At 70.1% G+C, this 19,190-nt stretch carries 34 protein-coding genes and 1 tRNA gene; 32 read left to right on the forward strand and 3 right to left on the reverse strand.

Going from position 1 to position 19,190, the window contains the following annotated elements; genetic code table 11:
* Positions 1 to 5 precede the first annotated feature (5 nt).
* The 3 genes from AW272_RS34215 (at position 6) to AW272_RS34225 (ending at position 1,484) form a co-directional block, all read left to right on the forward strand.
* Positions 6 to 644, forward strand: a complete 639-nt coding sequence (locus tag AW272_RS34215; RefSeq protein ID WP_083958998.1) for a GNAT family N-acetyltransferase — start codon at positions 6 to 8, stop codon at positions 642 to 644.
* Positions 645 to 766: 122 nt separating this feature from the next.
* Entirely contained in the window at positions 767 to 1,354 is a 588-nt protein-coding gene (sepX, locus tag AW272_RS34220) for a divisome protein SepX/GlpR (protein WP_066373904.1), read from the forward strand.
* A 53-nt stretch (positions 1,355 to 1,407) separates the two neighbouring features.
* Positions 1,408 to 1,484: transfer RNA gene (locus tag AW272_RS34225), tRNA-Ala, on the forward strand.
* 27 nt (positions 1,485 to 1,511) lie between these two features.
* Here AW272_RS34225 and AW272_RS34230 read toward each other — a convergent pair.
* From AW272_RS34230 to AW272_RS34240, 3 genes are all read right to left on the reverse strand, one after another.
* Complete coding sequence (locus AW272_RS34230) at positions 1,512 to 3,092, reverse strand: site-specific integrase (protein ID WP_066373906.1); 1,581 nt, start codon at positions 3,090 to 3,092, stop codon at positions 1,512 to 1,514.
* A 12-nt stretch (positions 3,093 to 3,104) separates the two neighbouring features.
* Positions 3,105 to 3,389, reverse strand: a complete 285-nt coding sequence (locus AW272_RS34235; RefSeq protein WP_157519023.1) for a hypothetical protein — start codon at positions 3,387 to 3,389, stop codon at positions 3,105 to 3,107.
* Between the two features lie 283 nt (positions 3,390 to 3,672).
* Positions 3,673 to 4,071, reverse strand: coding sequence for a helix-turn-helix domain-containing protein (locus AW272_RS34240; RefSeq protein WP_169807680.1), 399 nt, complete (start codon positions 4,069 to 4,071; stop codon positions 3,673 to 3,675).
* A 229-nt stretch (positions 4,072 to 4,300) separates the two neighbouring features.
* Here AW272_RS34240 and AW272_RS34245 point away from each other — a divergent pair, with 229 nt between their 5' ends.
* The 29 genes from AW272_RS34245 to AW272_RS34375 all read left to right on the forward strand — a co-directional run bounded on the left by AW272_RS34245 (position 4,301) and on the right by AW272_RS34375 (position 19,189).
* The gene (locus AW272_RS34245; protein WP_066373911.1) at positions 4,301 to 4,522 is read left to right on the forward strand and encodes a helix-turn-helix domain-containing protein; all 222 of its coding nucleotides are present in this window, start codon (positions 4,301 to 4,303) and stop codon (positions 4,520 to 4,522) included.
* Entirely contained in the window at positions 4,519 to 4,860 is a 342-nt protein-coding gene (locus AW272_RS34250; protein ID WP_066373912.1) for a hypothetical protein, read from the forward strand. Before AW272_RS34245 ends, AW272_RS34250 begins: the two co-directional genes overlap by 4 nt.
* Positions 4,861 to 4,870: 10 nt before the next feature.
* Positions 4,871 to 5,437 (forward strand): DUF6197 family protein, encoded by a 567-nt coding sequence (locus tag AW272_RS34255; RefSeq protein WP_066373913.1) that lies wholly within the window; start codon positions 4,871 to 4,873, stop codon positions 5,435 to 5,437.
* A gap of 141 nt (positions 5,438 to 5,578) precedes the next feature.
* Positions 5,579 to 5,809 carry a hypothetical protein gene (locus tag AW272_RS34260; RefSeq protein ID WP_066373914.1) on the forward strand — a complete coding sequence of 77 codons (231 nt, stop codon included), beginning with the start codon at positions 5,579 to 5,581 and terminating at the stop codon, positions 5,807 to 5,809.
* Positions 5,810 to 5,879: 70 nt separating this feature from the next.
* Positions 5,880 to 6,125 (forward strand): hypothetical protein, encoded by a 246-nt coding sequence (locus tag AW272_RS42725; RefSeq protein ID WP_157519025.1) that lies wholly within the window; start codon positions 5,880 to 5,882, stop codon positions 6,123 to 6,125.
* On the forward strand, positions 6,122 to 6,763 hold the full coding sequence (locus AW272_RS34265; RefSeq protein WP_066373919.1) for a hypothetical protein: 642 nt from the start codon (positions 6,122 to 6,124) through the stop codon (positions 6,761 to 6,763). The genes AW272_RS42725 and AW272_RS34265 overlap by 4 nt, the downstream gene beginning before the upstream one ends.
* Positions 6,763 to 7,020, forward strand: a complete 258-nt coding sequence (locus tag AW272_RS34270) for a hypothetical protein (protein ID WP_066373921.1) — start codon at positions 6,763 to 6,765, stop codon at positions 7,018 to 7,020. Before AW272_RS34265 ends, AW272_RS34270 begins: the two co-directional genes overlap by 1 nt.
* A complete protein-coding gene (locus tag AW272_RS34275; RefSeq protein WP_157519027.1) occupies positions 7,017 to 7,622 on the forward strand; it encodes a hypothetical protein in 606 nt (201 codons plus the stop codon). Before AW272_RS34270 ends, AW272_RS34275 begins: the two co-directional genes overlap by 4 nt.
* The gene (locus AW272_RS34280) at positions 7,619 to 8,089 is read left to right on the forward strand and encodes a hypothetical protein (RefSeq protein ID WP_066373924.1); all 471 of its coding nucleotides are present in this window, start codon (positions 7,619 to 7,621) and stop codon (positions 8,087 to 8,089) included. Before AW272_RS34275 ends, AW272_RS34280 begins: the two co-directional genes overlap by 4 nt.
* Positions 8,086 to 8,217: a hypothetical protein gene (locus AW272_RS45790; RefSeq protein ID WP_275527338.1), complete on the forward strand. Its 132-nt coding sequence runs from the start codon at positions 8,086 to 8,088 to the stop codon at positions 8,215 to 8,217. Before AW272_RS34280 ends, AW272_RS45790 begins: the two co-directional genes overlap by 4 nt.
* Positions 8,218 to 8,359: 142 nt before the next feature.
* On the forward strand, positions 8,360 to 9,160 hold the full coding sequence (locus AW272_RS34290; protein WP_066373926.1) for a hypothetical protein: 801 nt from the start codon (positions 8,360 to 8,362) through the stop codon (positions 9,158 to 9,160).
* Positions 9,161 to 9,162: 2 nt separating this feature from the next.
* Positions 9,163 to 9,306, forward strand: coding sequence for a hypothetical protein (locus AW272_RS42730; RefSeq protein WP_157519029.1), 144 nt, complete (start codon positions 9,163 to 9,165; stop codon positions 9,304 to 9,306).
* The gene (locus tag AW272_RS34295) at positions 9,303 to 9,860 is read left to right on the forward strand and encodes a hypothetical protein (protein WP_157519031.1); all 558 of its coding nucleotides are present in this window, start codon (positions 9,303 to 9,305) and stop codon (positions 9,858 to 9,860) included. Before AW272_RS42730 ends, AW272_RS34295 begins: the two co-directional genes overlap by 4 nt.
* 81 nt (positions 9,861 to 9,941) lie before the next feature.
* Complete coding sequence (locus tag AW272_RS34300; protein WP_066373929.1) at positions 9,942 to 10,907, forward strand: hypothetical protein; 966 nt, start codon at positions 9,942 to 9,944, stop codon at positions 10,905 to 10,907.
* A 43-nt stretch (positions 10,908 to 10,950) separates the two neighbouring features.
* Entirely contained in the window at positions 10,951 to 11,202 is a 252-nt protein-coding gene (locus tag AW272_RS34305; RefSeq protein WP_066373930.1) for a hypothetical protein, read from the forward strand.
* Positions 11,199 to 11,486 carry a hypothetical protein gene (locus AW272_RS34310; protein ID WP_066373932.1) on the forward strand — a complete coding sequence of 96 codons (288 nt, stop codon included), beginning with the start codon at positions 11,199 to 11,201 and terminating at the stop codon, positions 11,484 to 11,486. The genes AW272_RS34305 and AW272_RS34310 overlap by 4 nt, the downstream gene beginning before the upstream one ends.
* Positions 11,487 to 11,682: 196 nt before the next feature.
* Positions 11,683 to 12,009 (forward strand): hypothetical protein, encoded by a 327-nt coding sequence (locus AW272_RS34315; RefSeq protein ID WP_157519033.1) that lies wholly within the window; start codon positions 11,683 to 11,685, stop codon positions 12,007 to 12,009.
* Positions 12,010 to 12,020: 11 nt separating this feature from the next.
* Positions 12,021 to 12,323: a hypothetical protein gene (locus AW272_RS34320; RefSeq protein WP_066373935.1), complete on the forward strand. Its 303-nt coding sequence runs from the start codon at positions 12,021 to 12,023 to the stop codon at positions 12,321 to 12,323.
* Complete coding sequence (locus tag AW272_RS34325; RefSeq protein WP_066373936.1) at positions 12,316 to 12,708, forward strand: hypothetical protein; 393 nt, start codon at positions 12,316 to 12,318, stop codon at positions 12,706 to 12,708. The genes AW272_RS34320 and AW272_RS34325 overlap by 8 nt, the downstream gene beginning before the upstream one ends.
* A gap of 231 nt (positions 12,709 to 12,939) precedes the next feature.
* Positions 12,940 to 13,572 carry a hypothetical protein gene (locus tag AW272_RS34330; protein ID WP_066373937.1) on the forward strand — a complete coding sequence of 211 codons (633 nt, stop codon included), beginning with the start codon at positions 12,940 to 12,942 and terminating at the stop codon, positions 13,570 to 13,572.
* Positions 13,572 to 13,790: a hypothetical protein gene (locus AW272_RS34335; RefSeq protein ID WP_066373938.1), complete on the forward strand. Its 219-nt coding sequence runs from the start codon at positions 13,572 to 13,574 to the stop codon at positions 13,788 to 13,790. The genes AW272_RS34330 and AW272_RS34335 overlap by 1 nt, the downstream gene beginning before the upstream one ends.
* A gap of 169 nt (positions 13,791 to 13,959) precedes the next feature.
* Positions 13,960 to 14,229: a hypothetical protein gene (locus tag AW272_RS34340; protein WP_066373940.1), complete on the forward strand. Its 270-nt coding sequence runs from the start codon at positions 13,960 to 13,962 to the stop codon at positions 14,227 to 14,229.
* 2 nt (positions 14,230 to 14,231) lie between these two features.
* Entirely contained in the window at positions 14,232 to 14,624 is a 393-nt protein-coding gene (locus AW272_RS34345; protein WP_066373941.1) for a hypothetical protein, read from the forward strand.
* Between the two features lie 24 nt (positions 14,625 to 14,648).
* Positions 14,649 to 16,673, forward strand: a complete 2,025-nt coding sequence (locus tag AW272_RS34350) for a hypothetical protein (RefSeq protein WP_066373942.1) — start codon at positions 14,649 to 14,651, stop codon at positions 16,671 to 16,673.
* Between the two features lie 2 nt (positions 16,674 to 16,675).
* Positions 16,676 to 16,960, forward strand: coding sequence for a hypothetical protein (locus tag AW272_RS34355; protein WP_066373943.1), 285 nt, complete (start codon positions 16,676 to 16,678; stop codon positions 16,958 to 16,960).
* 30 nt (positions 16,961 to 16,990) lie between these two features.
* Positions 16,991 to 17,473 (forward strand): hypothetical protein, encoded by a 483-nt coding sequence (locus tag AW272_RS34360; RefSeq protein ID WP_066373944.1) that lies wholly within the window; start codon positions 16,991 to 16,993, stop codon positions 17,471 to 17,473.
* A 6-nt stretch (positions 17,474 to 17,479) separates the two neighbouring features.
* Positions 17,480 to 17,935: a hypothetical protein gene (locus AW272_RS34365; RefSeq protein WP_066373946.1), complete on the forward strand. Its 456-nt coding sequence runs from the start codon at positions 17,480 to 17,482 to the stop codon at positions 17,933 to 17,935.
* On the forward strand, positions 17,935 to 18,138 hold the full coding sequence (locus AW272_RS34370; protein WP_066373948.1) for a hypothetical protein: 204 nt from the start codon (positions 17,935 to 17,937) through the stop codon (positions 18,136 to 18,138). Before AW272_RS34365 ends, AW272_RS34370 begins: the two co-directional genes overlap by 1 nt.
* Before the next feature lie 4 nt (positions 18,139 to 18,142).
* Positions 18,143 to 19,189 carry a hypothetical protein gene (locus tag AW272_RS34375; RefSeq protein WP_066373950.1) on the forward strand — a complete coding sequence of 349 codons (1,047 nt, stop codon included), beginning with the start codon at positions 18,143 to 18,145 and terminating at the stop codon, positions 19,187 to 19,189.
* Position 19,190 lies beyond the last annotated feature (1 nt).

Genomic DNA, 19,190 nt, shown 5'->3' on the forward strand with positions numbered 1-19,190 from the left:
GACAAGTGGATCGACTTCGCGGCTGGCCCGCGACCCTTGCGGAGGGCCCCGTAGGGCTGCGGCCGCTGCGGCTCCGTGACGTGCGCGTCTGGCGTGAGACCCGCCTGCGCAACGCCGACTGGCTGCGCCCCTGGGAACCCAGCAACCCCGAGACGCCCCTGTTCCGCACCGGCCTCAGTCCCTACGTCTCCATGGTCGGCACCCTCCGCAGGGAGGCCAGACAGGGCCTGGCCCTGCCGTGGGTCGTGACGTACAACGGCGCCTTCGCCGGCCAGCTCACCGTCGGCGCCATCGTCTGGGGCTCGGCCCGCTCCGCCCAGGTCGGCTACTGGGTCGACGGCGCCCTGGCCGGCCGGGGCATCACCCCCACGGCCCTGGCCATGGCGGTGGACCACTGTTTCTTCACCACCGGCCTCCACCGCCTGGAGGCCAACATCCGCCCCGAAAACCACGCCAGCCGCCGCGTCGTCGAGAAACTGGGCTTCCGTGAGGAGGGCGTACGCAGAAAGCAACTACACATTGACGGAGCGTGGCGAGACCACATCTGCTATGCCTTGACCGTGGAAGATGTGCCGAGGGGCCTGCTCGTCCAGTGGCGGAGAGCCCGAGACTCATCGAAAGCGCGTCACGGAGAGTCCCCCTAGGCATCAACAGCTTCGACGATCTCGCGACACACCGCACCGAATGCTCGTCAATCAGTGACACGCCGTCTTACGGTGCGTGACGTGAGCATGCAGGCGGGTCGAGATCAGGAGGAGAGCAGCCGATGAGCAGCGTCCTCCTCTATCTGGCCATCGTCGCGATGTGGCTCGGCGTCCTCGTCCCGATGTGGCTACGCCGCGACCGCTATGTCCTAATGGACGAAGACAAGGACACCACCACCGAGGGCGACACCCTGATCGAGTCCCTCGATCAGGCCGTGGCCGCCCCGACCGCTTTGGAGGAGGAGGCCCCGGTGTCTGAACCTGCCGCGCCCTCCTCCGACCCACAGTTCGCGACCAAGCGACGGCGAGCCCGCATCCGCGTGCGCCGGCGGCGCACCCTCCTGTGGTGTGTGGCGATGGTCCTCGTCTCCGGCCTGGCCGCCTTTCTCGGGGTGGTGGCTTGGTGGGGGGTTGCGCCGGCTGCCCTTCTTCTCGGGCTGTACGTGCTGCTGCTGCGGGTGGCCTCCAAGCTTGAGGACGAGCAGCAGGATCTTGCGGCCCGGGTCCGGGCCGATCGGGTTCGGCGGACCGCGTTCGAGGCCAGGAGGGCCGCTGAGGCGGCTCGGGAGGCCGAGATCATCGAGCTGGAGAAGAAGCGCGCTTACGTGTTCGACCAGTACGCGGATCATCGGCGGGCTGTGGGGGACTAGGGCGTGGATGGCGCGAAGGGGTGCTGGAGTTTGGTAGCCTAGATCTCGTTCACGGGGCTATAGCGCAGTCCGGTAGCGCACTTCGTTCGCATCGAAGGGGTCTGGGGTTCAAATCCCCATAGCTCCACCATGAACTTGCAGGTAGGGCCTTGATCGTTTACGCGGTCAGGGCCCTCTTCGCGTTTCTGGGAGAAATATGGGAGACGACCTTGGCGGCCGTCCCTATTCGCCACCGCGCGAGCTCCCGGTCGAGCAGCGGGATGGGAGAGCTCGGCCACCGCTTGAAGCGCTCGCCGATCGCGTTCTCCCACAGAGCCGCGAGTAACTCGGCGAGCTCGACGCGCATGCGCTCGGTGATGTGGCCGTACCGCCCGGGCATGCTCAGGTCCTCGTGACCCATCCTCTCGGTCTTGAGAGCCCGCTTGATGTTGCCGTCATCAAGCCAGGTCTGGTGACTGTGGCGCAAACCGTGCGGTGTCAGGTCGGCGCGGATCGGCCGCCAGCTCATCAGGTGCGGCTGCTCGGCCTCGGGCCACGCCGCGAAGTTCGGCCGGCCACGGGTCCGCGGCGGCTCGAAGTCCTCGCCCTTCACCGCGTACGGCCAGGCGTGCGTGAGCGGCTGCCCGGGCCACCCGCCGCCATCGGCCACCGGCCGGCGGGCTCCTCGAGGCAGCGGGCCGACGATGTAGCGGGCGACGTCGACCAGGACCGGCCGCTCCGGCCGGATGCGCCCGCCGTCCTTCCGCTTCTGGAAGACCCCGCTCGCGGCGGGCCCCATGATCTGGGCCATCGTCCCCCGCTGGTAGTGCGCGCCATCCGGCGTGAGGAACAGGTACTTCCTGCGGCCGCCCTCGCACCAGTCGGGCTCTACCGCGCCGATGCGCCCCGGGTCCTCGGGCCGCCGGCACCCGCAGTGTCGGGCCTCGGCGGCCTGGTCCTGCAGCATGCGCAGCAGCCAGTCCGGGAGGTCGATCACCCGGAGGCTGCCGTCCTTGGGGTACCCGAGGTAGAAACCTCGCGTGGCCTGGTAGAGCTTGGTGTCGATGTCGAGCATGCCGTCGACTGTCAGCTGTTCGGGGGACAGCGCCGTGATCTCTGACCAGCGTCCGCCGGTCCACGCCTTCGTGACCAGCTTGAGGAACAGGTCGTCGTCGCGGGCGAGAAGTGCAGCCCGCTCGGCGATCAGCACGACCTCTTCCGGCGAGGCCCAGACCTTCGCGGCCTGCTGGTACTGCGCGATCCGCCGCAGGCCCTTGCGGCCCTTGCCGCGCGGTTTCACCGTCGGGTCCTTGTCGATGTACTTCGGGATCGCGTCGCTGAGCGCGTTGCCGAGCAGGCGTCGGGCGTCCTTCGCGGTCCGAGGGGCGTAGCCGGCCCGGATCATGCCGCGCTCCCAGGCCTCGACATCACGGAGCTCGATCTCGTCCACCCAGGTGTGTTCCCACCGGGGGATGACGTGGCTCTCCATGATGCTGAGGTAGGTCTCCCACGTGCTGTGTTCGAGGTCGAGTCCGCTGAACCAGGTAGCCGCGTAGGGCCCGAACTTGATCCTGTCCTTCTCCTTGTAGAGACCCAGCCGGATCAGGGTTTCCTTGTCCTCGCCGTACTGCTTCGCCTCGGGTTCGGTCTCGAAGTGCTCGCCGGTCTCAAGGTTGAACGTGGTGCCGGTGCTGTAGGTACCGTCAGCGAGCTTCCATCGCACACGCCAGCGTTTCCCGCGCTGTTCTGTGTACGCCATAGCCCTCCCTCCTCATCTCTCTTTCGGTGCGGAGTACCACTTCATGCGCTCCAGGCCCGTCACCGTGATCTGGTCGATCAGGCGCTGGGTAATGAGCTTTCGGGGGACAGGAACGTGAAGGCCAGCGGAGGTGAGGGTGTAGAACACCTCGTCGACCCCGATGTCCTCTCGGCTCAGCACTAGCCCGCCGAAGGGTTTGTCTGCCGGGAACTCACGCGCTTCCATGGCGTTCTGCGCTGGCCCGCCGATGACGTTAAAGCGAGCGGCGAGACGCTCGTCGATCTCCTCGCCGTTCACAAGCCACGTGGAGCAGCATGGCCGGTCGATGACGATAGGGAGGCCATTCCTCAGGAGAGTCGGGGCGACTGGCTCGAAAATCATGCGACGACGGCGGCGGCTTGAATCCATGCCGGACTTCCCTTGGTTGGTCCGTACGTACCTACAACGCGCCCCACTCGCGTCCGCGTATTCCAACACCATTTGGGCGATTCGTCACGTAGTGACCCCCCTTTGGAACGGGACACAAAAGGGGTGATTGGGACATTCGGTTACACAGATGTCACCAAAGGGTCAGTAGTGACTAATGATCTCCATGGTGGTGATGGCGCTGGTCAAGGTCTCGCGCCATCTGCTCGGCCCATCGGCGGACAGTTTCCTTGTCCTCCTCTGGGAGTCCTGCCGGAACCATGAAGGTGACTTGCGTCTCGCCCGACCCGCGTGTCTCGACGGTCGGCTTCGCGATCTCGGCCAGGATCTCCGCAGCGTCTCCCCGGTCGACTCCATGCAGGTCGTTAGGCGTCAATCCGAGGACGTCGGCCATGTGGGCCAAGATCATTGCCGACGGAGAAAACTCGTTGGGCTCGGCGTCCCGACCGACGGTCTTGTAGCCACGCTCAGTGTTGCCCCAGGTGGCCTCGCCCACCCCGGCGCGCTTCGCCGCCTCGGCTACGGATAGCCGGGGCTTGACGCTCAGACGCACGCGCCGGATGAGGGCGCCTTCCGGAGTAGGAGACGGCAGGTCCCTCGCCATGGTTGCCCCGTCGCTCCTCGCGATGAAGAAAAGTACAGCTAAGTGTAGCTAAGTGCAGTGCTCAGCGTGGCCGACCTTGGCGTACATAGGCAAGTGATCAGAGGGTTGGAGATCATAGAGAAGAAGAGGATAGATCTATGACTAGACAGATCCTTTTCTCTCCTTTACTTTTCTTCCCATGACAGCAACTCAGCCCACGCGAGCAACGCTCCACAAGCACGGGGAGCTGAAGCGACGTCGCGTCCTCGCCGGCCTCGACCAGGAGGAGATGGCCAAGCGGGCTCGCATCAGCTGGCCCTACTTGTCCTTGCTCGAATCGGGCAAGCGCTCGCCGAGCGTCAAGGTGCTGCACCGGCTCGCCGCAGCACTGGACTGCCCGGTTGAGGACCTCCTGGCATGAGCACCGCGGCGGCCGAGGAGGCAGTGGTACCGCGCGTCTACACGAACGAAGAAGCGGCGCGGCTCATCGACCCTGACCTCAAGGTCGTCCGCCCCTCTACCCTCGCCCGCCTCGCCCGGCTCGGCTTGGTCGACCACACCCGCAACGGCCGCAAGGTCGGCTGGACAGTGCCTCAGATCGCCGGCGCGGTTGCCTACCTGGCGACCGAGCGCGGCGGGTCACCGGCCCCGACCGCCGCGACGCGTACCCGCGAAGTTCCCCCGCCGCCCAAGAAACGCGGCGATCTCGTCTCCCTGACATCTAGGCCTGGCCGCCGCTACGGCGAGACCTACAGCTGAACGGAGCACCATGACCACCCCTGACCCTGAACCGATCATGACCCCCGGCCACGTGCTGCGGGACGCCGTCACCCTGATCGAGCTGAAGGGCTACAACAAGGACCTGCCGCGCGGCTTCCGGCCGGACAAGGGCCTCACCGTCGTCGGCGCGGTCCGCCTGGCCGCCGGCCAGAACGCGATCGGCGACGAGCCGCACAACGAGCTGGCGATGTCCGCGCTGCGGTGCCTGGCCATGGGCCTGCGCTACGTCAGCCGCGACTTCTGGGACGACAACAACAACGGCATGCTCCCGGCCGACTTCGTCCCCCACATCGCGAACTGGTCTCGCGGTCTGACGCCGGAGCACGTGGCCGAGGCGCTGAACCTGGCCGCCCGGCACGACGACGAGCGCCGTGCCCGCGAGGACGCGATGCTCGCCAAGGAGATCAAGCACCTGGACTCCATGTCGCTGGAGGACCTCCGGGCCGAGCTCGCCGGGTCCGCGCCGCGCCCCAACGACACCGAGTGGGACATCCGCTACCGCGAGGTCCTGACGGCCAAGCTCGCCGAGCGGGAACGCTCCCAGGACCCGGCATGACCGGCATCCCCTCGGCTCAGGAAGTCCCGGTCGACCTGTCCGACGGGCAGCCCGTCGACGGCCTGCCGCCGGGCGCGGACGGCGATCGTTTCTACTCGATCGACTTCCCGGTCGGCGAGACGGCCACGGGCCACGGGCCGCGTGCTGATCCGGATCGGCGGCGAGGTCGACCCGGTGCTCATCATGATCGACCACCCGGTGCTCAAGAAGTGGTTCCTCGCGCCGCGCGAGGTCGCCTGGGCGATGTTCGCCGGTCTGTCCGACGGCCTCATGACCGAGGCCGACGCCGTGCCCGACTGGGCCGTCCGGACCGTGATCCCCCGGGACGCCAGCGGCCACCCCTACCCGGGCATGCCCCCGCTCCCGCTCTGACCCCCGACATGACGAGGTCCCTCGGCGGTGCGCGCCGAGGGACCCGACAAGCCCTCAAGGACTACAGAAGATGATGATCAAGCGTAGCGGGCGGCCCAGACAGGCCAGGCCCTGCACGACGGTCGACAGATCGTCGACCTGCATGCACGACGGCCGCCCGGTCGCAGCCATCGTGCTGCACGCGGACGACCAGGACGCCGAGCTCACCGTCACCAGCCTCGACGAGGCCGACGCCCTGGTGTCGGCCGCGCTCGCCATGCGGACCCAGCTCGCGGTCGCGCTCAACGCCAACACCCTGCACGGCGGCGACCTGTGAACGACCGCGAGCAGCGTATCGGCGAAGAGACCGTCCGGATGTTCGACTTCATGTCCCGCATGACCGGTGCCATCGAGATCGGCGACTGGTCCTTCGCCCAAGACAAGCTGGAGCAGCTCTGCGAACCGCTGGAGCGACTGGCCGTGCAACTGTTCCGCAAGGACCAGCCCGCCAGCGGGGAACCGGTGCTGACGTACGTCCAGGAGCACGCGCCGCAGTACCGCATCGGCCGCGCGCTATACGGCGCCCCGGCCGAGCAGCAGAGCCCGCTGGCCCAGGCCGAGGACGCCAAGCGCCGCCGCGACCTCGGTGGTGAGGTCGCCGCACTGATGGCGGGCGAGCAGTCGCTGAAGAACGCGCCCTGGTATCCGCTCAAGCCGGGCGACATCGTGCACATCCGATACGACGCGATCGACGACGTCATGCCGGCCTTCGGCGAGACGTACGCGATCGAGGCCGGGTCGAGCGACGGCTTCCTCAACATGCGGCTGATGGTCCGCTCCGGCGACTTCGACCCCGGCACCGATCTGACCGTGGCCGATGACCCCGACCCGCTGATGGACGCGTGGTTGGAGGGCGGCCCGCACATCATCACCATCGTCCGCGACGGTGTCGTCGTTCACGGTGGCAACCGCTGATGGCGCGGACCTGGACCCTCACGACGATCAGGGACCCGCGCGTCGGGGAGATCCGCCTCGAACCCGTAGGTGGACGCGGCCTGAACCTGCAGCTGTGCGACGGTGCCCACACCATCGCGATCGAGCTCGGCGCCAAGACGGCCGACCGGGCAGCCGACGCCGAGGCGATGGACTGGCTCGCCGACGTCGCCCGACAGGCCGCCGCACGCCTGCGCTCTTTCCAGCCGCCCAAGGACGCTCCCGGGAGTCGGCTGTGAGCGTGGCGCGGGACTACTTCCTTGAGACGGTCGGGCACGGGCCCGGCTGCAAGGCCGCCGGTTGGGTTCTCCAGACCGACGAGATGACGCTGTTCGGCTCCCGGGGGCTCACCATCCGGGCCGTCTGCCCGCTCCCCGCCGGCTGCGGAGCCTTCGAGGAGTGGCGCATCGGCGCGGCCACGTCCCTCACCGACGACGGCCCATGGGCGTACCGGTCCGGCTTGGTGGCGGAGATCGGCTTCGGCACCGCCCCGGTCAAGGTCGGTGACGCCTGGCTGCACGCGGGCCCGCTGCTAATCCCCCGGTTCGAGAAGGAGCCCGATTACTGGCTCGTCTCGCGCTCTCGGGAGTGGCCCATGTCGTGGTCGGACGTCATCGGCATGGTCTCCATGGCGCGGAACAAGGGCGGCCAGGTGAAGTCCCGGTGGATCGCCGCCACCAACTTCAGGCCCACCAGCCGGAACGGCATGGCGCCGACCGCCAACACCGAGACCCAGACCAGCCGTACCGCCGCCGTGCGGTGGGTGCTGGCCACCCACACCCCTCAGTCTCCGGCCGCTCCGCACGCGGCCGGTTCCACCGCACCCTCGGAGAGTTCATGAGCGTCTTCGCCGAAACCACATTCACCCCGCTCAGGTCCGCCGTCCCCGGCGGCATCCACAACGTCATGGGGCAGCCGCCCTCCGTGGCCATCGCGTTCAACGACCGTCAGCGCCTCTGGTTCGAGGACCCCGCCGACCTGGACGCCCTGATCGCCGCCGCTGAGATCCAGCGGGAGCAGCTCACCCGCATGATCGGCGGGCCGTCCATGCCGGCCCCGGCCCCCGTGCCGTCCGGACAGGGGCCCGAGCCGGTGACCGCTCCCGCCACCGGCGCGCACGCCTCGCCGCATGAGCAGCGCCTGGACGGACCCGACCTGGCTCGGACGACGCTGGCGCAGGCGATGGGGGTCCGGCCGGGCCAGCCCCAGGTGCACCAGCCCGACCCGCCGCTCGGCCGCTCGTTCGTCGCCCACGGAGCGGGGTTCGCGGCCGTCGGGCAGGCCGCGGGCCCTCATCAGCCGAGGTGACATCCCGGCGTCGTCACCTCGGCCGCCATCCCCAGCGTCACCGCCGGTCCTTCCTCAGCGTCGTCCGCGCCGTGGTCCACAACCTCGGTCTGCTGGCCGCACTGGTGATCCCGGCCCGCTGGGAGTAGCCCCCTGAGTTCCCGGGTCCCGCTGTGGGGGCGGGGCCCGGGTACGCGCGGGGCCGCCCTGTCACAGGACCGGGGGCGGCCCCGCCTCACCCTCATGCAGCCCAGGCACATTCACATCTGAACGGAGAGGTCGCACCCTCTGATGACCATCTTGTTCCACCTCCCCCTCCCCGCACCCACCGTGCCCGAGGGGGCCACGCCCTGCGGCGGATGCTCGGGTACGGGCCTGACCGGCGTGCGGTTCAGCATGCCGATCGACGCCGACGACGAGACCCGCGCGGTTCTGCTCGACGAGATCTGCCCCGCCTGCCGAGGCTGTGGCGCTTCCACGCACCAGCACTGCCCGCGAGAGGCCCACGCCTGGTCCTTCGACCACGAAGACGAGTTCGACGACTCCGACGAGGACGAGGACGAGGGCCAGGGCGACGAGGACGAGGGCGACGGCGCCCTGGCCTGCCCGTCGTGCGGCGGCCGCGGCTGGTGGCTCATGACCGGCTGGAGCGGCGAGCCGCCGGACACGACCCACTACCTGCGGACGCCGTGCGGCTGCTCGGAGGAGCGCATGGTCCAGGTCCCGGCCGACACCGAAGCGAGCACCATCACGACCACCGTGGCCGCGCAGGTCGCCGACTGGGCCGCCGGCACCGAGCCCGACACGTCGACCGCCGGCCACCAGGAGCGGCACCCGCTCGCGGGCAGCACGGTCATCCTGCATGGCACCGGCACCGAGTTCGAGGTCGAAGACTGGTGGGACCACCTGGCCGGGGAGTCGTGGCAGGACAGCTTCAACCCCGTCGCGATTGCCTACCAGGCACGCGCGGCCACCAGCGGTCTGCCCGAGGACAACGAGGTCATCTACGGCAAGGTCAACCACCAGGGCCTGTTGATCCACGAGAGCGAGATCAACTGGCAGCGCGGCGCCACCGACCCGTCCGAGACCTGATGATGACGATCACCGTTGTCATCGTCGGCCTGCTCGCCGGTGTACGCCTCAACGGCCCCATGGCGTACGCCGTGGTGTTCGCGCTGGCGTGCCTGGTGGCCGGCCTTGGTGTGCTGTTCCTGACCGCGTTCGGACGGCCGTCATGACGCGGACAGCTAAGCGCCCGGCTCCTGGCCGAGACCAGAGCAAGGTCTCGGCCGAGCCCCGGAAGCTCACTCGCCACGACCTGACCGTTATGGGCGACGCGGTGAGTCGTCTGGTCCGGCGGCACATCCGCGACGAGACCGCGCCGGAGCTCGGCACGATGGGCCTGCGCCTGGTCGTCGGCATCCCGCCCGCCGGGTCGGACCACGTGATGCTGATCGCCCGGCCCGTGGACGAGGCCGGCGCCGACCCCTTCGACTACGACCGCGTCGTCAACTGGGCCGAGCAGCTCCTGGCCGCCGCAGGGTGGCTGACCACGCTCGACCCCGGCTGCCGCGCTCTGGAAGTCCGGCCCCGCCAGTTCCGGCCCATCGCCGAACTCGTCGACGCCGTAGCCGCGCGCCTCGACGAGATGGACGCCGACTGGGCCGAGCTGCCGGACCTGGCCGACATCAGCCGAGACGACGTCACGAAGCTACGCGTGCACCGGATCGAGCGCGGCGTACGCGGCCGATTGGAGCACTGGTTACGCAGCACCGCCTCCGCCCCCCACTAGATCCATAAGGAAGGCGCCGACTCCCATGACCGCACGACACCGGACCCGCACCGTCCGGTCTCACGTCCCGGCAGGTGGCCTATGGCCCTGACCGGGACGTTCGTGTTGGCCTTCCAACACGACACCATCGGTGCCGTCGTCCAGGCCGCCCGCGACCTCAGCGCGGCCGCGATCGGCCTGCTGGTCCGCTATCTCGCCTGCCCGCCCGCTCCCGGCAGTAGCCGGGAGGACGTGGCGGCCTCCTACCAGGTGAGCCGTAACGGACTGCGCGCCGGCAATACCGAGCTGGCCAACGCGGGCCACCTCACGCAGCACCGCCGTTCGCTTGCCCGCGGTAAGTGGCAGCACCTCATCCTGGTCACCGACCACCCCGGGGACCTGCCCGCCGAGCACGAGGCCTGGGCGCTGCTGGACGCCGCTCTGGCGGCCGAGGCGGCCGCCGATCCCGCTCACGACCCCGGTGACATCTCACCTGAGAGCGCACATGTTGCGACCTGCGGCGATGCGATGGAACACCAGGTCACAACATGTGTCGAAAAAGCGCACATAAAACCAGTTAACTACTTCCCCTCGGATCCCACAGACACCACGCCGGTCGTGGTCCGCACCGTCGCCGACCTCAAGGCCCTGTCCGCCCTCCCGCCACTACCAGCTCCCGAGGAACAGAGTCAGTTCTGGCTCACGCCCGGCCAGGTGCTCAGCCTCATGAGCCACTACCCGCCCCGGTACGGCGAGCTGGCGATGACCGTGCTGGCCCGGGCCGAGGCGCCGTGGTACCTGGCGCCCAGCGTGATGGCGCTGATGATTCAGGGCTACAGCACGGCCCACCTGGCCCGGGCGCTGGCCGGGGTGCACGAGGCCGAGCACCCGGCCGCCGTCGCCCGATGGCGCCTGGACCAGATGCTGCTGCGGCCCGAGCCCGACCACGTGCCCTGGACCGCGCCGTCCACCGTCATCCGGGACGGCCCGCCCCCTGACCCCAAGCGCGCCGGTCGCGGCGCGGCTGAGGCCCGGGTCCACCTTCGAGCGAATGGAGTCGTTGCATGAGCAACCAGGAAGACGCCGCCCGACGCGGGATGGAGCACCCGTCATGATCCTCCACCGGCCCCGCTGGGAACCGGTCGACGTGATCGGGGACGTCATGGTCGAGCGGTGCGGCAAGACCCGCATCAGCCCGTCGGGCGCGAAGGTCGACCCGGCCGCCGTCGCCCGCGCGGGCATCGCCGAGGCGCTGCTCCTGGCGTGGCCCAACCTGGTCAACGACCCGATCTTCGGGGAGGCGTACGTGGACGCGCTGGCCGAGATCGCGGTGAGCGCGGTCCGAAAGGAGATCGGCTTATGACCGCCGCGCTCGGGCTGCTGCCGCTGGACCTGCCGCCCCTTGAGGTGATCGAGGAGGACGACCGTCGCCCCCGCCGTGGCCGGCGCGGGCTGACCAACCGCCCCCGCTGCAAGGAGTGCCGTCACCCCATCCGAGTCGACCTCTCCCTGGAGTACAAGCTCGGCCCCAAGTGCGCGAAGAAGCTCGGTGTCGAGCGCAGCTTCAAGGCGCTGCGGCTCGGCCGGGTCCGGTCGCCGGGAGACATCAAGGGGCAGCAGTTGCTGTTTCAGGTCGTTCGAACGTGATTCGAACGCTAATCCGACTGAAGATCCGCCGAACTCGGTGGATCATGAAGATGAGGCGCAAAGGGCGACGTCAGCGCCGTCGCCCGTGCTCCCACCCCCGACATGACCCGCCCGAGCAGATCGGCCCCACCGTATTCGAACATTGTTCGAATTGCGGCGAACCGCGCATACGACGGACCTGACCGAGGAGGGCGCCGTGCGGCCCACCCGACACGACCTGACCGACTGCCCCAACCTCTGCGGAGAACGAATCCTCTGGACCCGTACGGAGTACGGCGAGCGGATGGCCGTCGACGCCGAGCCGGACCCCGCCGGCAATCAGGCGTGCATGCGCGACGGGCTCGGCCGCTGGGTGTCGCGCTCCCTCACCAGCCCCGGCGCCCTGGCCCCGGCGAAGGTCGAACACACCTACAAGCCCCACTTCCGCAAGGGAGGGTGCGCCGCGCTGGCTGACGTCCAGCTGACGCTCCCCGGCCTGCCCGCCGTCGCCCGCCCGAGCCGCCGACGACGCGCCCGACGCTGAACAGGAACGCCATGACACCCGACGAGATCCGCGACATGGAGATGCACCTCCGGTACGGGACCGCCCAGGTTCCACTCGAAGACATCCTCCGCATGATCACCGAGTACCACCGACTGCGAGAGCGCCACGAGGACCTCGGCCGCGACCGTGACCGCTACCGCCAGGCGGCCGAGCAGATCCACACGATCACCGGCGGCGGCGGCCCGCTCCCGCCGGAATGGGGCCTGCCCTGGAAGCTCCGCGCGCTGCGTGCCGAGGCCGAGCTCCAGGCCCGGCCCGCCGCCCTGACCGCAGAGGAGAAGCTCGGTGGGTAAGGCACCCAAGACCACCTCAGAGGAGATCGAAGAACTGCGCGCCGCGATCCGCGAAGGGCATGAGCTCCTCAAGGACCTGCGAACGGCCCACAAGGATCTCCGAACGCTGCAGGCCGAGGTCGTCGGGTTGATCGACGGCATCCCCGCGAAGGTCGACGCGCGGATCGTGGCTGCGGTCACCAAAGGGCTGGAGACCCTGGGGGACCAGACGAAGCAGGCCATGGAGAAGAACGTCGAGAAGGTCGCGCGCGAGTTCGACCGCCTGCAGGAAATCTTCACCGGCACGGACCCCCAATCCCGCCGGGAGGGCAAGGCCAGTCTGGAGAACATGCTCATCGAGCGTCGCGACCTCATCCGGCTTCGCGCCCAGGGCATGGCGCCATGAACCGTCCCCTGCCCCCGCCCCGGGCTGGCGGCCGGCGGTGCGGCTTCGACACAGCATGCGGGCAGGCCTCGACCGGATGGCTATGGGTGCGCGGTAACCCCACCTGGACCCCGGTGTGTCTCGGCCACCGAGGCCCGCCCGCCGCGCTCCGCACCGGTGACTACGTCCCCGACATCGCCGCCGTCCCGCGCGCCGACCGATAGGACCTCAGCATGATCTACAGAGCACTGAGTGGCTGACCAGACCGACATCGGCGCCCTGGTCGCCGAGCTGCAAGACCTGCTCGAAGAGGTTGAGGCCCTCCTCCCCGAGCAGATGGGCGACGCCTCACGGGGGACGACCACCCACCACAAGGTGAGCGGGTCGCCCGCGCCGTGGCATCCCGAGGCCGGGATGGTCCTCATGGTCATCCATCAGGAGGCCCGCCGCCTGGAGGCCTCGCTCCGCTTGGTCGTCGCCGGCCACCCCGGCCAACGCCGCGGCGGTAGCGACGCGAACACCGCCGCGGCGTTGAACGCGATCACCCACCTGGTTCACGGTGTCCCGCGCGAGGCCGCCTCGGCCGCCCGGCGGATCATCGAGCGGTGGATCCGCTCCGCCCGGCAGATCCGGGACATCGGGCTGGAGGAGCCGTGGGTGCCGGTCCCCGTCCCGCACGGCGCCGTGCCGCCGAGCTGCCCGTACTGCCAGACCTACGGGCTGCGCATGCGGGGCCTGGAGCAGCGGATCCGGTGCATCAACCCGCACTGCTGGGACCGCGAAGATCATCGTCCGGAAGGCAGACTGGTGAAGAGCAACCTGAACGGCGACTCCACGATCCAGTGGGCCGATGGGCGGGTGACCTACCGGAGGGACTGGGCCTGATGACCGTGTTGGGGTGGACCCTGGAAGACGCCGTCGCCATGCTCCACCCCGCCATGACGGGGCCCGAGGTCCGCGCCCTCGTCATGCTGTTCGGGCTCAGCCCGATCGGTCACCGCACGATCGGACGCGGCCGGCCCCCGGCCGTCTACGACATCGGACAGCTCCTGCAGGCCCACGCCGCCGTGATCTCCACCCGCTCTCGCCAGCCCGCCAGTTGACGATCAGCTTATTTACCTGGCTTAATTCGTCCTACCACCCCTATGTCTGCAGCCCGGCCGTGCGCCGGGCTTTCGCGTTTCCCCGCCTCTTCGTGAGGCTCCCATGTTCGTCGCGGGCGGGCTCTTGAGGGTGCGGCCTGCCCGCGATCCCACCCGGGAGGTACACCCCATGCCCATCCACGTGTGGCTCGGCAACCGCCAGGCCGTTCACAAAGACGACCGGCAGGCCCTCCCCGGCAAGCGCTGCACGGTCGTCGCCATCCGCGAGGACGCCTCGCTGCTGGACGCCGCGACCGACATCACCCACCCGAAGGGCGTCTGGGCCGCGCACTCCGACGCCCCCGCGCCGGCCTGGGTCGCCTCGACCGATCCGGCCCTCGCCCAGCTGCTCGCCGACCACTACGGCTGTGAGCTCCGAGACCCCGACCCGGAGGCCTGACCATGCTGACCACCGCCGGCCGCGACATGATCGCCGACTCCATCGGCAAGGCCGCCAGCCGCCCGGCCGTCGCCGAGTACATGGCCCTGACCGCCAACAGCTCCGCACCCTCGGCCGGGAACACCACCCTCACGGGCGAGATCACCACCGGCGGCGGCGGCCTGATCCGCGCGGCCGCCACCTACGCCCATACCGGCGGCGCCGCGACCTACACCCTGACCAAGACGTTCACGGCCAACGGGTCCGACTCCCTGCCGGTGACGGTCGCCAAGGTCGGGATCTTCAACGCGAGCAGCTCCGGCACGATGGTGTGGGAGACCCTGCTCGGCGCCACCGCCACCCTGTCGGCCAGCGGCGACCAGCTCACCGTCACCCAGACCGTGACCCTGTCCTAACGCCGCCTCACCGGGGAGGGCTGCGTGGGACTCGAATACGTCTCGGGTAACACCGCCGGCGGGAACACCGCGACGCTCAACGTCGCCTGGCCCACCGCCGGAGGTGCCCCGGCCGCCGACGACGTGGCCATCATCTGGTGGTCCTCCTCCAGCGGGAACACCGTCACCGACCCGGCGGGCTGGTCCCTGGGCGGGAGCCAGAACAGCGCCCAGGGATCTCTCAGATTCCGGTGCATCCACAAGGTGTGCACCGGCAGCGAGAGCGGCAACATCCCGCTGGTCATGAACGGCACCAACCGCCAGTCCGCCGTTCTGGAGATCTACCGAGGCGCGGCGCCCGTCGGCTACTTCGACGCGCTGACCTTCCGCCAGGAGACCTCGACCCCGACCGCCACCCACACCCACCCGGCGGTCACCCCGACCGTCGACGGCTGCAGCATCATCTCCGCCCTGGGCGAGCGCCAGTCGACCGGGTCGAACAACGTGACCCCGCCGTCCGGCTACACCGAGCGAGGCGACACGCTCGCCCTCGCCAACGGGTCCGGCGGCACCATCACCGAGGCCGCTGACGACGGCCTGGCCACGGTCAACCCCGCGACCGTCCCCGTCACCCCGCCCGCGTCGGTGTGCTCGGTCTCCTCCTCCGGCGTCGTCACCGCGTCCCTGGCGCTGCTCGCCGCCGACGACGGCGGCGGCGGCCCGGCCGAACGCGACGCGGCCGACACCCTCACCGCGGCCGACGCCGTGACGCGCTCGGTTACGCTGGCCCGCGCCGCATCCGACACCGTCACCTCGGCCGACGTGTCCACCGGCGTGGCCACCGCCGCGCGAGCAGCCGCCGACACCGTCTCGGCCGCCGACGAGGCGACCGCCCTCGTCACCCAGGGCCTGGACGCGGCCGACGCGATCGCGGCCACCGACACCGCAGTGTCGACCACGGTCACCGCCCGCGCTGCCGGCGACGCCCTGGCGGCCGCCGACACCGCGACCGGCTCGGCCGTCCAAGCCCGCTCGATCGCCGACACGGTCACGGCCGACGACGCCGTCTCGACCTCGGCCGCGCCTCTGGAGCGCGCGGCCGCCGACGCGATCGCGGCCACCGACGCCCCGGCGTCGACCACGACCACCGCTCGCGCTGCCGGCGACACCCTGACCGCCGGCGACACCGTCTCGACCGCCGCCGCGCCCCTTGACCGCGCGGCCGCCGACGCGATCGCGGCCACCGACACCACGGCGTCGACCACCACGGCCGCCCGCGCTGCCGGCGACGCGCTGGCGGCCGCCGACACCGCGACCGGCTCGGCCGTCCAAGCCCGCTCGATCGCCGACGCGCTGGCCGTCGCCGACGAAGCCTCGACCGCGTCGACCCCGCTGGCCCGCGACGCCCTCGACACGCTCACGGCTACCGACGCGACGGTCGCATCCCGCACCGCGCCCAGAGCTCTCGTCGACCAGCTGGCCGTCGCCGACGTCGCCGCGCCCACGACCACCACCGCCCGCTCGGCCGCCGACGCGGTCACGGCCGGCGACACCGTTTCCACCGCGGCGCCTCTGGAGCGCGCGGCCGCCGACACGGCCACGATCGCCGACACCGCGGCGGCCTCCGTGCTCCGCGTCCGGGCCGTCGCCGACGAGCTGGCCGTCGCCGACGTCGCCGTCTCGGCCCTCACCATCGGGCGGGCCGCCAGCGATACGACCACCGCCGTCGACGCCACGACCCGCTCGGCCGCCACCGCCCGCGCGGCCGCCGACGGCCTGGCCCTGGCCGACCTCGCCGAGCAGCTGTTCACGGTCCCCGCCGCGGCCGTCGACGAGCTGGCGGTCACCGACACCGCGACCCGGGCATCCACGCACTGGGCCCGCTCGGCCGTCGACGCCCTGGCCGTCACGGACGTCGCGAACAGCACCTCCCCAGACACCGCCCTGGAAGTCGTGCTCGGCCCGCCCAGAGCGCGCCCCCTCGATCTCGGCCGACCCGCCGCGCGAGAGCTCGCGCTCGGCCAGCCCCGGCCGCGCCCTCTCGACCTCGACCCGCCCAGGAGGAGGTAGCGGTGCGCGTGCCCGCCAGCAGCACCGAGGAGATGGTCATCCCCGCCGGAGGGAACATCGTCGGCCTGCCCGCCGAGGTCGCCTGCCTGCCCACCCGCTACGGACGCGAGCCCGACGACGACGAGTACGAGGATGCGGCCTGGGACGGCTCCGACATCGTCATCCTGATCGGCCCCGGCTCCCAGCTGGCGGTCACCGCCGGCGACTACGACATCTGGGTGCGCCTCACCGGCCCCAGCTCCCGCCGGCCGGTCCGCCGCGTGGGCCAGCTCCACGTCGGTCTCTGACCGACCGAACCCTCAACCCTTGGAGGTGACATGGCCGACTTCGTGTTCAACATCGCGAAAGGCAGAGTGGGCGAGCTCGTCTGGCGGGTCAAGAACAACGATCCGTCCACCAGCGGTCTGGTGGTCGCGGTCCTGGCCGTGACCGGGCTGGAGACCGACGCGGTGCTCAAGGACAAGGACACGCTGTCTGCGGTCCTGGCCGGCACCACCAACGAGCCCACGAACACCGGCTACGTGCGGAAGGTCCTGACCGACGTTGACCTGGACGCGGTGGCCCCGGATGACGCCAACGACTGGCTGGCCACCGACATACCCGATCAGGTCTGGCTGGAGGTCCTGGCCGGCACCAACTGGGCCAAGCTCGTCATCGGGTACGACCCGGACACCACCGGCGGCGCCGACACGGCCATCATCCCGATGACCTGTCAGGACTTCGCCATCGAGCCGGACGGCACCGACGTCCTGGCCCAGATCAACGCGGGCGGCTTCTTCCGCGCCCAGGAACCCGCGTAGGCGGCCATGACCACATACACCGTCGACACCAACGGCGACATCGCCCTGTCGGCCGCGACCGCGAAGACCGTCCTGTCCTACATCGCGGGCAGCAACGCACCCTTCAAGATCATCGAACTCGAGATCGGGTTCGACGGCACCTCCCCGACCGCCGAGGCCGTCACGGTCGAGCTGTGCAAGTCGACCGAGGCCGGCGCCGGGACCGCGACCTCCCACACCGTGCAGACCGCCGGCGGCACCCCTCGGACCGCCCAGGGCACCGGCAAAAGAAACTTCACCGCCGAACCGACCGTCCTCACCGTCATCAAGCGCTGGCTCGTCCACCCCCAGACCGGCCGCACCTGGCAATTCCCCCTCGGCCGCGAACCGCAGCAGACCACCAGCGGACAGGCTTACGTCGTGCGCTGCACCGCCCCCGCTGCCTGCAACGTCCAGGGCTACGTCGAAGTCGAGGAGGGCTGATGGTCTGGCTCGTGTGGAACTGGCACGACTCGGTCGACCACAACACCCGCAAGGCCCACTACGCGGACTACGAATCGGCACTCGCCCAGGCCGAGCACGACCTGGCCCTGTGCGTGGCCTCTGGCGACTACTCCAGCGCGCCGGTGCACATCATCGCCGAGAACGGCGAGGTCCTCTGGCGGCCGCCGGTCCCGCAGGCGTAGCACCATGCCCGTACTCCTGGTCACCGAGGACTTCGAAGACGCCAGCCTGGCCTTCTCCGTCACCGGCAGCTGGACCCGGGTCAACACCACGGCGGGCGACGGCTCATGGTCCTACAAGGCCCCCGCCACCTCCGACAACGGCACATCCGACGCGGTGGTCACCCTCCCCGCCGGCGCGACGGGCGTGCGCTTCAAGTGGCGCGTCAGCTCCGAGGCCACCTGGGACTTCCTGCGCTTCCTGGTCGGCTCCAACGTCGTCTTCGAGGTCAGCGGCGAGCTCGGCTGGGCCCAGACACCGATCATCCCCGTAACCCCCGGAAGCACGATCACCTTCCGGTACGTCAAGGACTCCGGCTCCATCGGCGGCTCCGACACCGCCTGGATCGACACGGTCGAGTTCTTCGCGGACACCCCGACGGTCCTGACGACCATGAGCAGCGGCCCGTCCTCGACCAGCCAGACGATCTCGTGGTCGGGAGTCATCCCGGGCCGCCGCCTGGTCGTCGCGGTCAACACCCACGTCGCGGTCAACTCCTTCAGCGGCGGCTGGGTCCGAGATGCCGGCGACAGCTCACGCGGCATCTACTCCAAGATCGCCGCTTCCGGAGACACCTCGCTCGCTCTGACGCTGGCCTCCGCCGACACCCGCGTGATGGCCACCGCCTACCAGATGCCGCCCTGGGCCCTGCTGACCGAGGGCGCCAACGGCAGCAACTCACCCTCCAGCCTCATCGTGACCGAGACCATCCCCGCCGCGCTGGAGGGCTGGGTCTTCGGGCTGTGCAAGGCCGGCAACCCCCTGAACGCCGCCGTCTACAGCCACGACCTACGCCGGGACTTCACCGCCAGCGGCACCCAGAACTACGCCGACTTCACCTCGGTCCCGCTCCCGGGCCCCGGGTCCGCCGAGTTCCAGGTGTCCAGCCTCACCACCAGCGGCGGCTTCCACACCCAATGGGTGGTCGCCAGCTACGGCCTGATGCCGCCCACCCCACGGCGGCCTCTCAACCCCGGTCTCAGCGTGGCCGGCCGCCGCGCCAGCCTCTGGTAAG

The organism is Herbidospora mongoliensis, from assembly GCF_001570545.1.
GTDB lineage: Bacteria > Actinomycetota > Actinomycetes > Streptosporangiales > Streptosporangiaceae > Herbidospora > Herbidospora mongoliensis.

What these genes read in the sequence shown, in the direction of transcription:
- sepX (WP_066373904.1), top strand. Translation starts at nt 767, where the DNA reads ATGAGCAGCGTCCTCCTCTATCTGGCCATCGTCGCGATGTGGCTCGGC.
- AW272_RS34230 (WP_066373906.1), bottom strand. Translation starts at nt 3,092, where the DNA reads ATGGCGTACACAGAACAGCGCGGGAAACGCTGGCGTGTGCGATGGAAG.
- AW272_RS34245 (WP_066373911.1), top strand. Translation starts at nt 4,301, where the DNA reads ATGACAGCAACTCAGCCCACGCGAGCAACGCTCCACAAGCACGGGGAG.
- AW272_RS34250 (WP_066373912.1), top strand. Translation starts at nt 4,519, where the DNA reads ATGAGCACCGCGGCGGCCGAGGAGGCAGTGGTACCGCGCGTCTACACG.
- AW272_RS34255 (WP_066373913.1), top strand. Translation starts at nt 4,871, where the DNA reads ATGACCACCCCTGACCCTGAACCGATCATGACCCCCGGCCACGTGCTG.
- AW272_RS42725 (WP_157519025.1), top strand. Translation starts at nt 5,880, where the DNA reads ATGATGATCAAGCGTAGCGGGCGGCCCAGACAGGCCAGGCCCTGCACG.
- AW272_RS34270 (WP_066373921.1), top strand. Translation starts at nt 6,763, where the DNA reads ATGGCGCGGACCTGGACCCTCACGACGATCAGGGACCCGCGCGTCGGG.
- AW272_RS34280 (WP_066373924.1), top strand. Translation starts at nt 7,619, where the DNA reads ATGAGCGTCTTCGCCGAAACCACATTCACCCCGCTCAGGTCCGCCGTC.
- AW272_RS34290 (WP_066373926.1), top strand. Translation starts at nt 8,360, where the DNA reads ATGACCATCTTGTTCCACCTCCCCCTCCCCGCACCCACCGTGCCCGAG.
- AW272_RS42730 (WP_157519029.1), top strand. Translation starts at nt 9,163, where the DNA reads ATGACGATCACCGTTGTCATCGTCGGCCTGCTCGCCGGTGTACGCCTC.
- AW272_RS34295 (WP_157519031.1), top strand. Translation starts at nt 9,303, where the DNA reads ATGACGCGGACAGCTAAGCGCCCGGCTCCTGGCCGAGACCAGAGCAAG.
- AW272_RS34300 (WP_066373929.1), top strand. Translation starts at nt 9,942, where the DNA reads ATGGCCCTGACCGGGACGTTCGTGTTGGCCTTCCAACACGACACCATC.
- AW272_RS34305 (WP_066373930.1), top strand. Translation starts at nt 10,951, where the DNA reads ATGATCCTCCACCGGCCCCGCTGGGAACCGGTCGACGTGATCGGGGAC.
- AW272_RS34310 (WP_066373932.1), top strand. Translation starts at nt 11,199, where the DNA reads ATGACCGCCGCGCTCGGGCTGCTGCCGCTGGACCTGCCGCCCCTTGAG.
- AW272_RS34320 (WP_066373935.1), top strand. Translation starts at nt 12,021, where the DNA reads ATGACACCCGACGAGATCCGCGACATGGAGATGCACCTCCGGTACGGG.
- AW272_RS34335 (WP_066373938.1), top strand. Translation starts at nt 13,572, where the DNA reads ATGACCGTGTTGGGGTGGACCCTGGAAGACGCCGTCGCCATGCTCCAC.
- AW272_RS34340 (WP_066373940.1), top strand. Translation starts at nt 13,960, where the DNA reads ATGCCCATCCACGTGTGGCTCGGCAACCGCCAGGCCGTTCACAAAGAC.
- AW272_RS34345 (WP_066373941.1), top strand. Translation starts at nt 14,232, where the DNA reads ATGCTGACCACCGCCGGCCGCGACATGATCGCCGACTCCATCGGCAAG.
- AW272_RS34360 (WP_066373944.1), top strand. Translation starts at nt 16,991, where the DNA reads ATGGCCGACTTCGTGTTCAACATCGCGAAAGGCAGAGTGGGCGAGCTC.
- AW272_RS34365 (WP_066373946.1), top strand. Translation starts at nt 17,480, where the DNA reads ATGACCACATACACCGTCGACACCAACGGCGACATCGCCCTGTCGGCC.
- AW272_RS34370 (WP_066373948.1), top strand. Translation starts at nt 17,935, where the DNA reads ATGGTCTGGCTCGTGTGGAACTGGCACGACTCGGTCGACCACAACACC.
- AW272_RS34375 (WP_066373950.1), top strand. Translation starts at nt 18,143, where the DNA reads ATGCCCGTACTCCTGGTCACCGAGGACTTCGAAGACGCCAGCCTGGCC.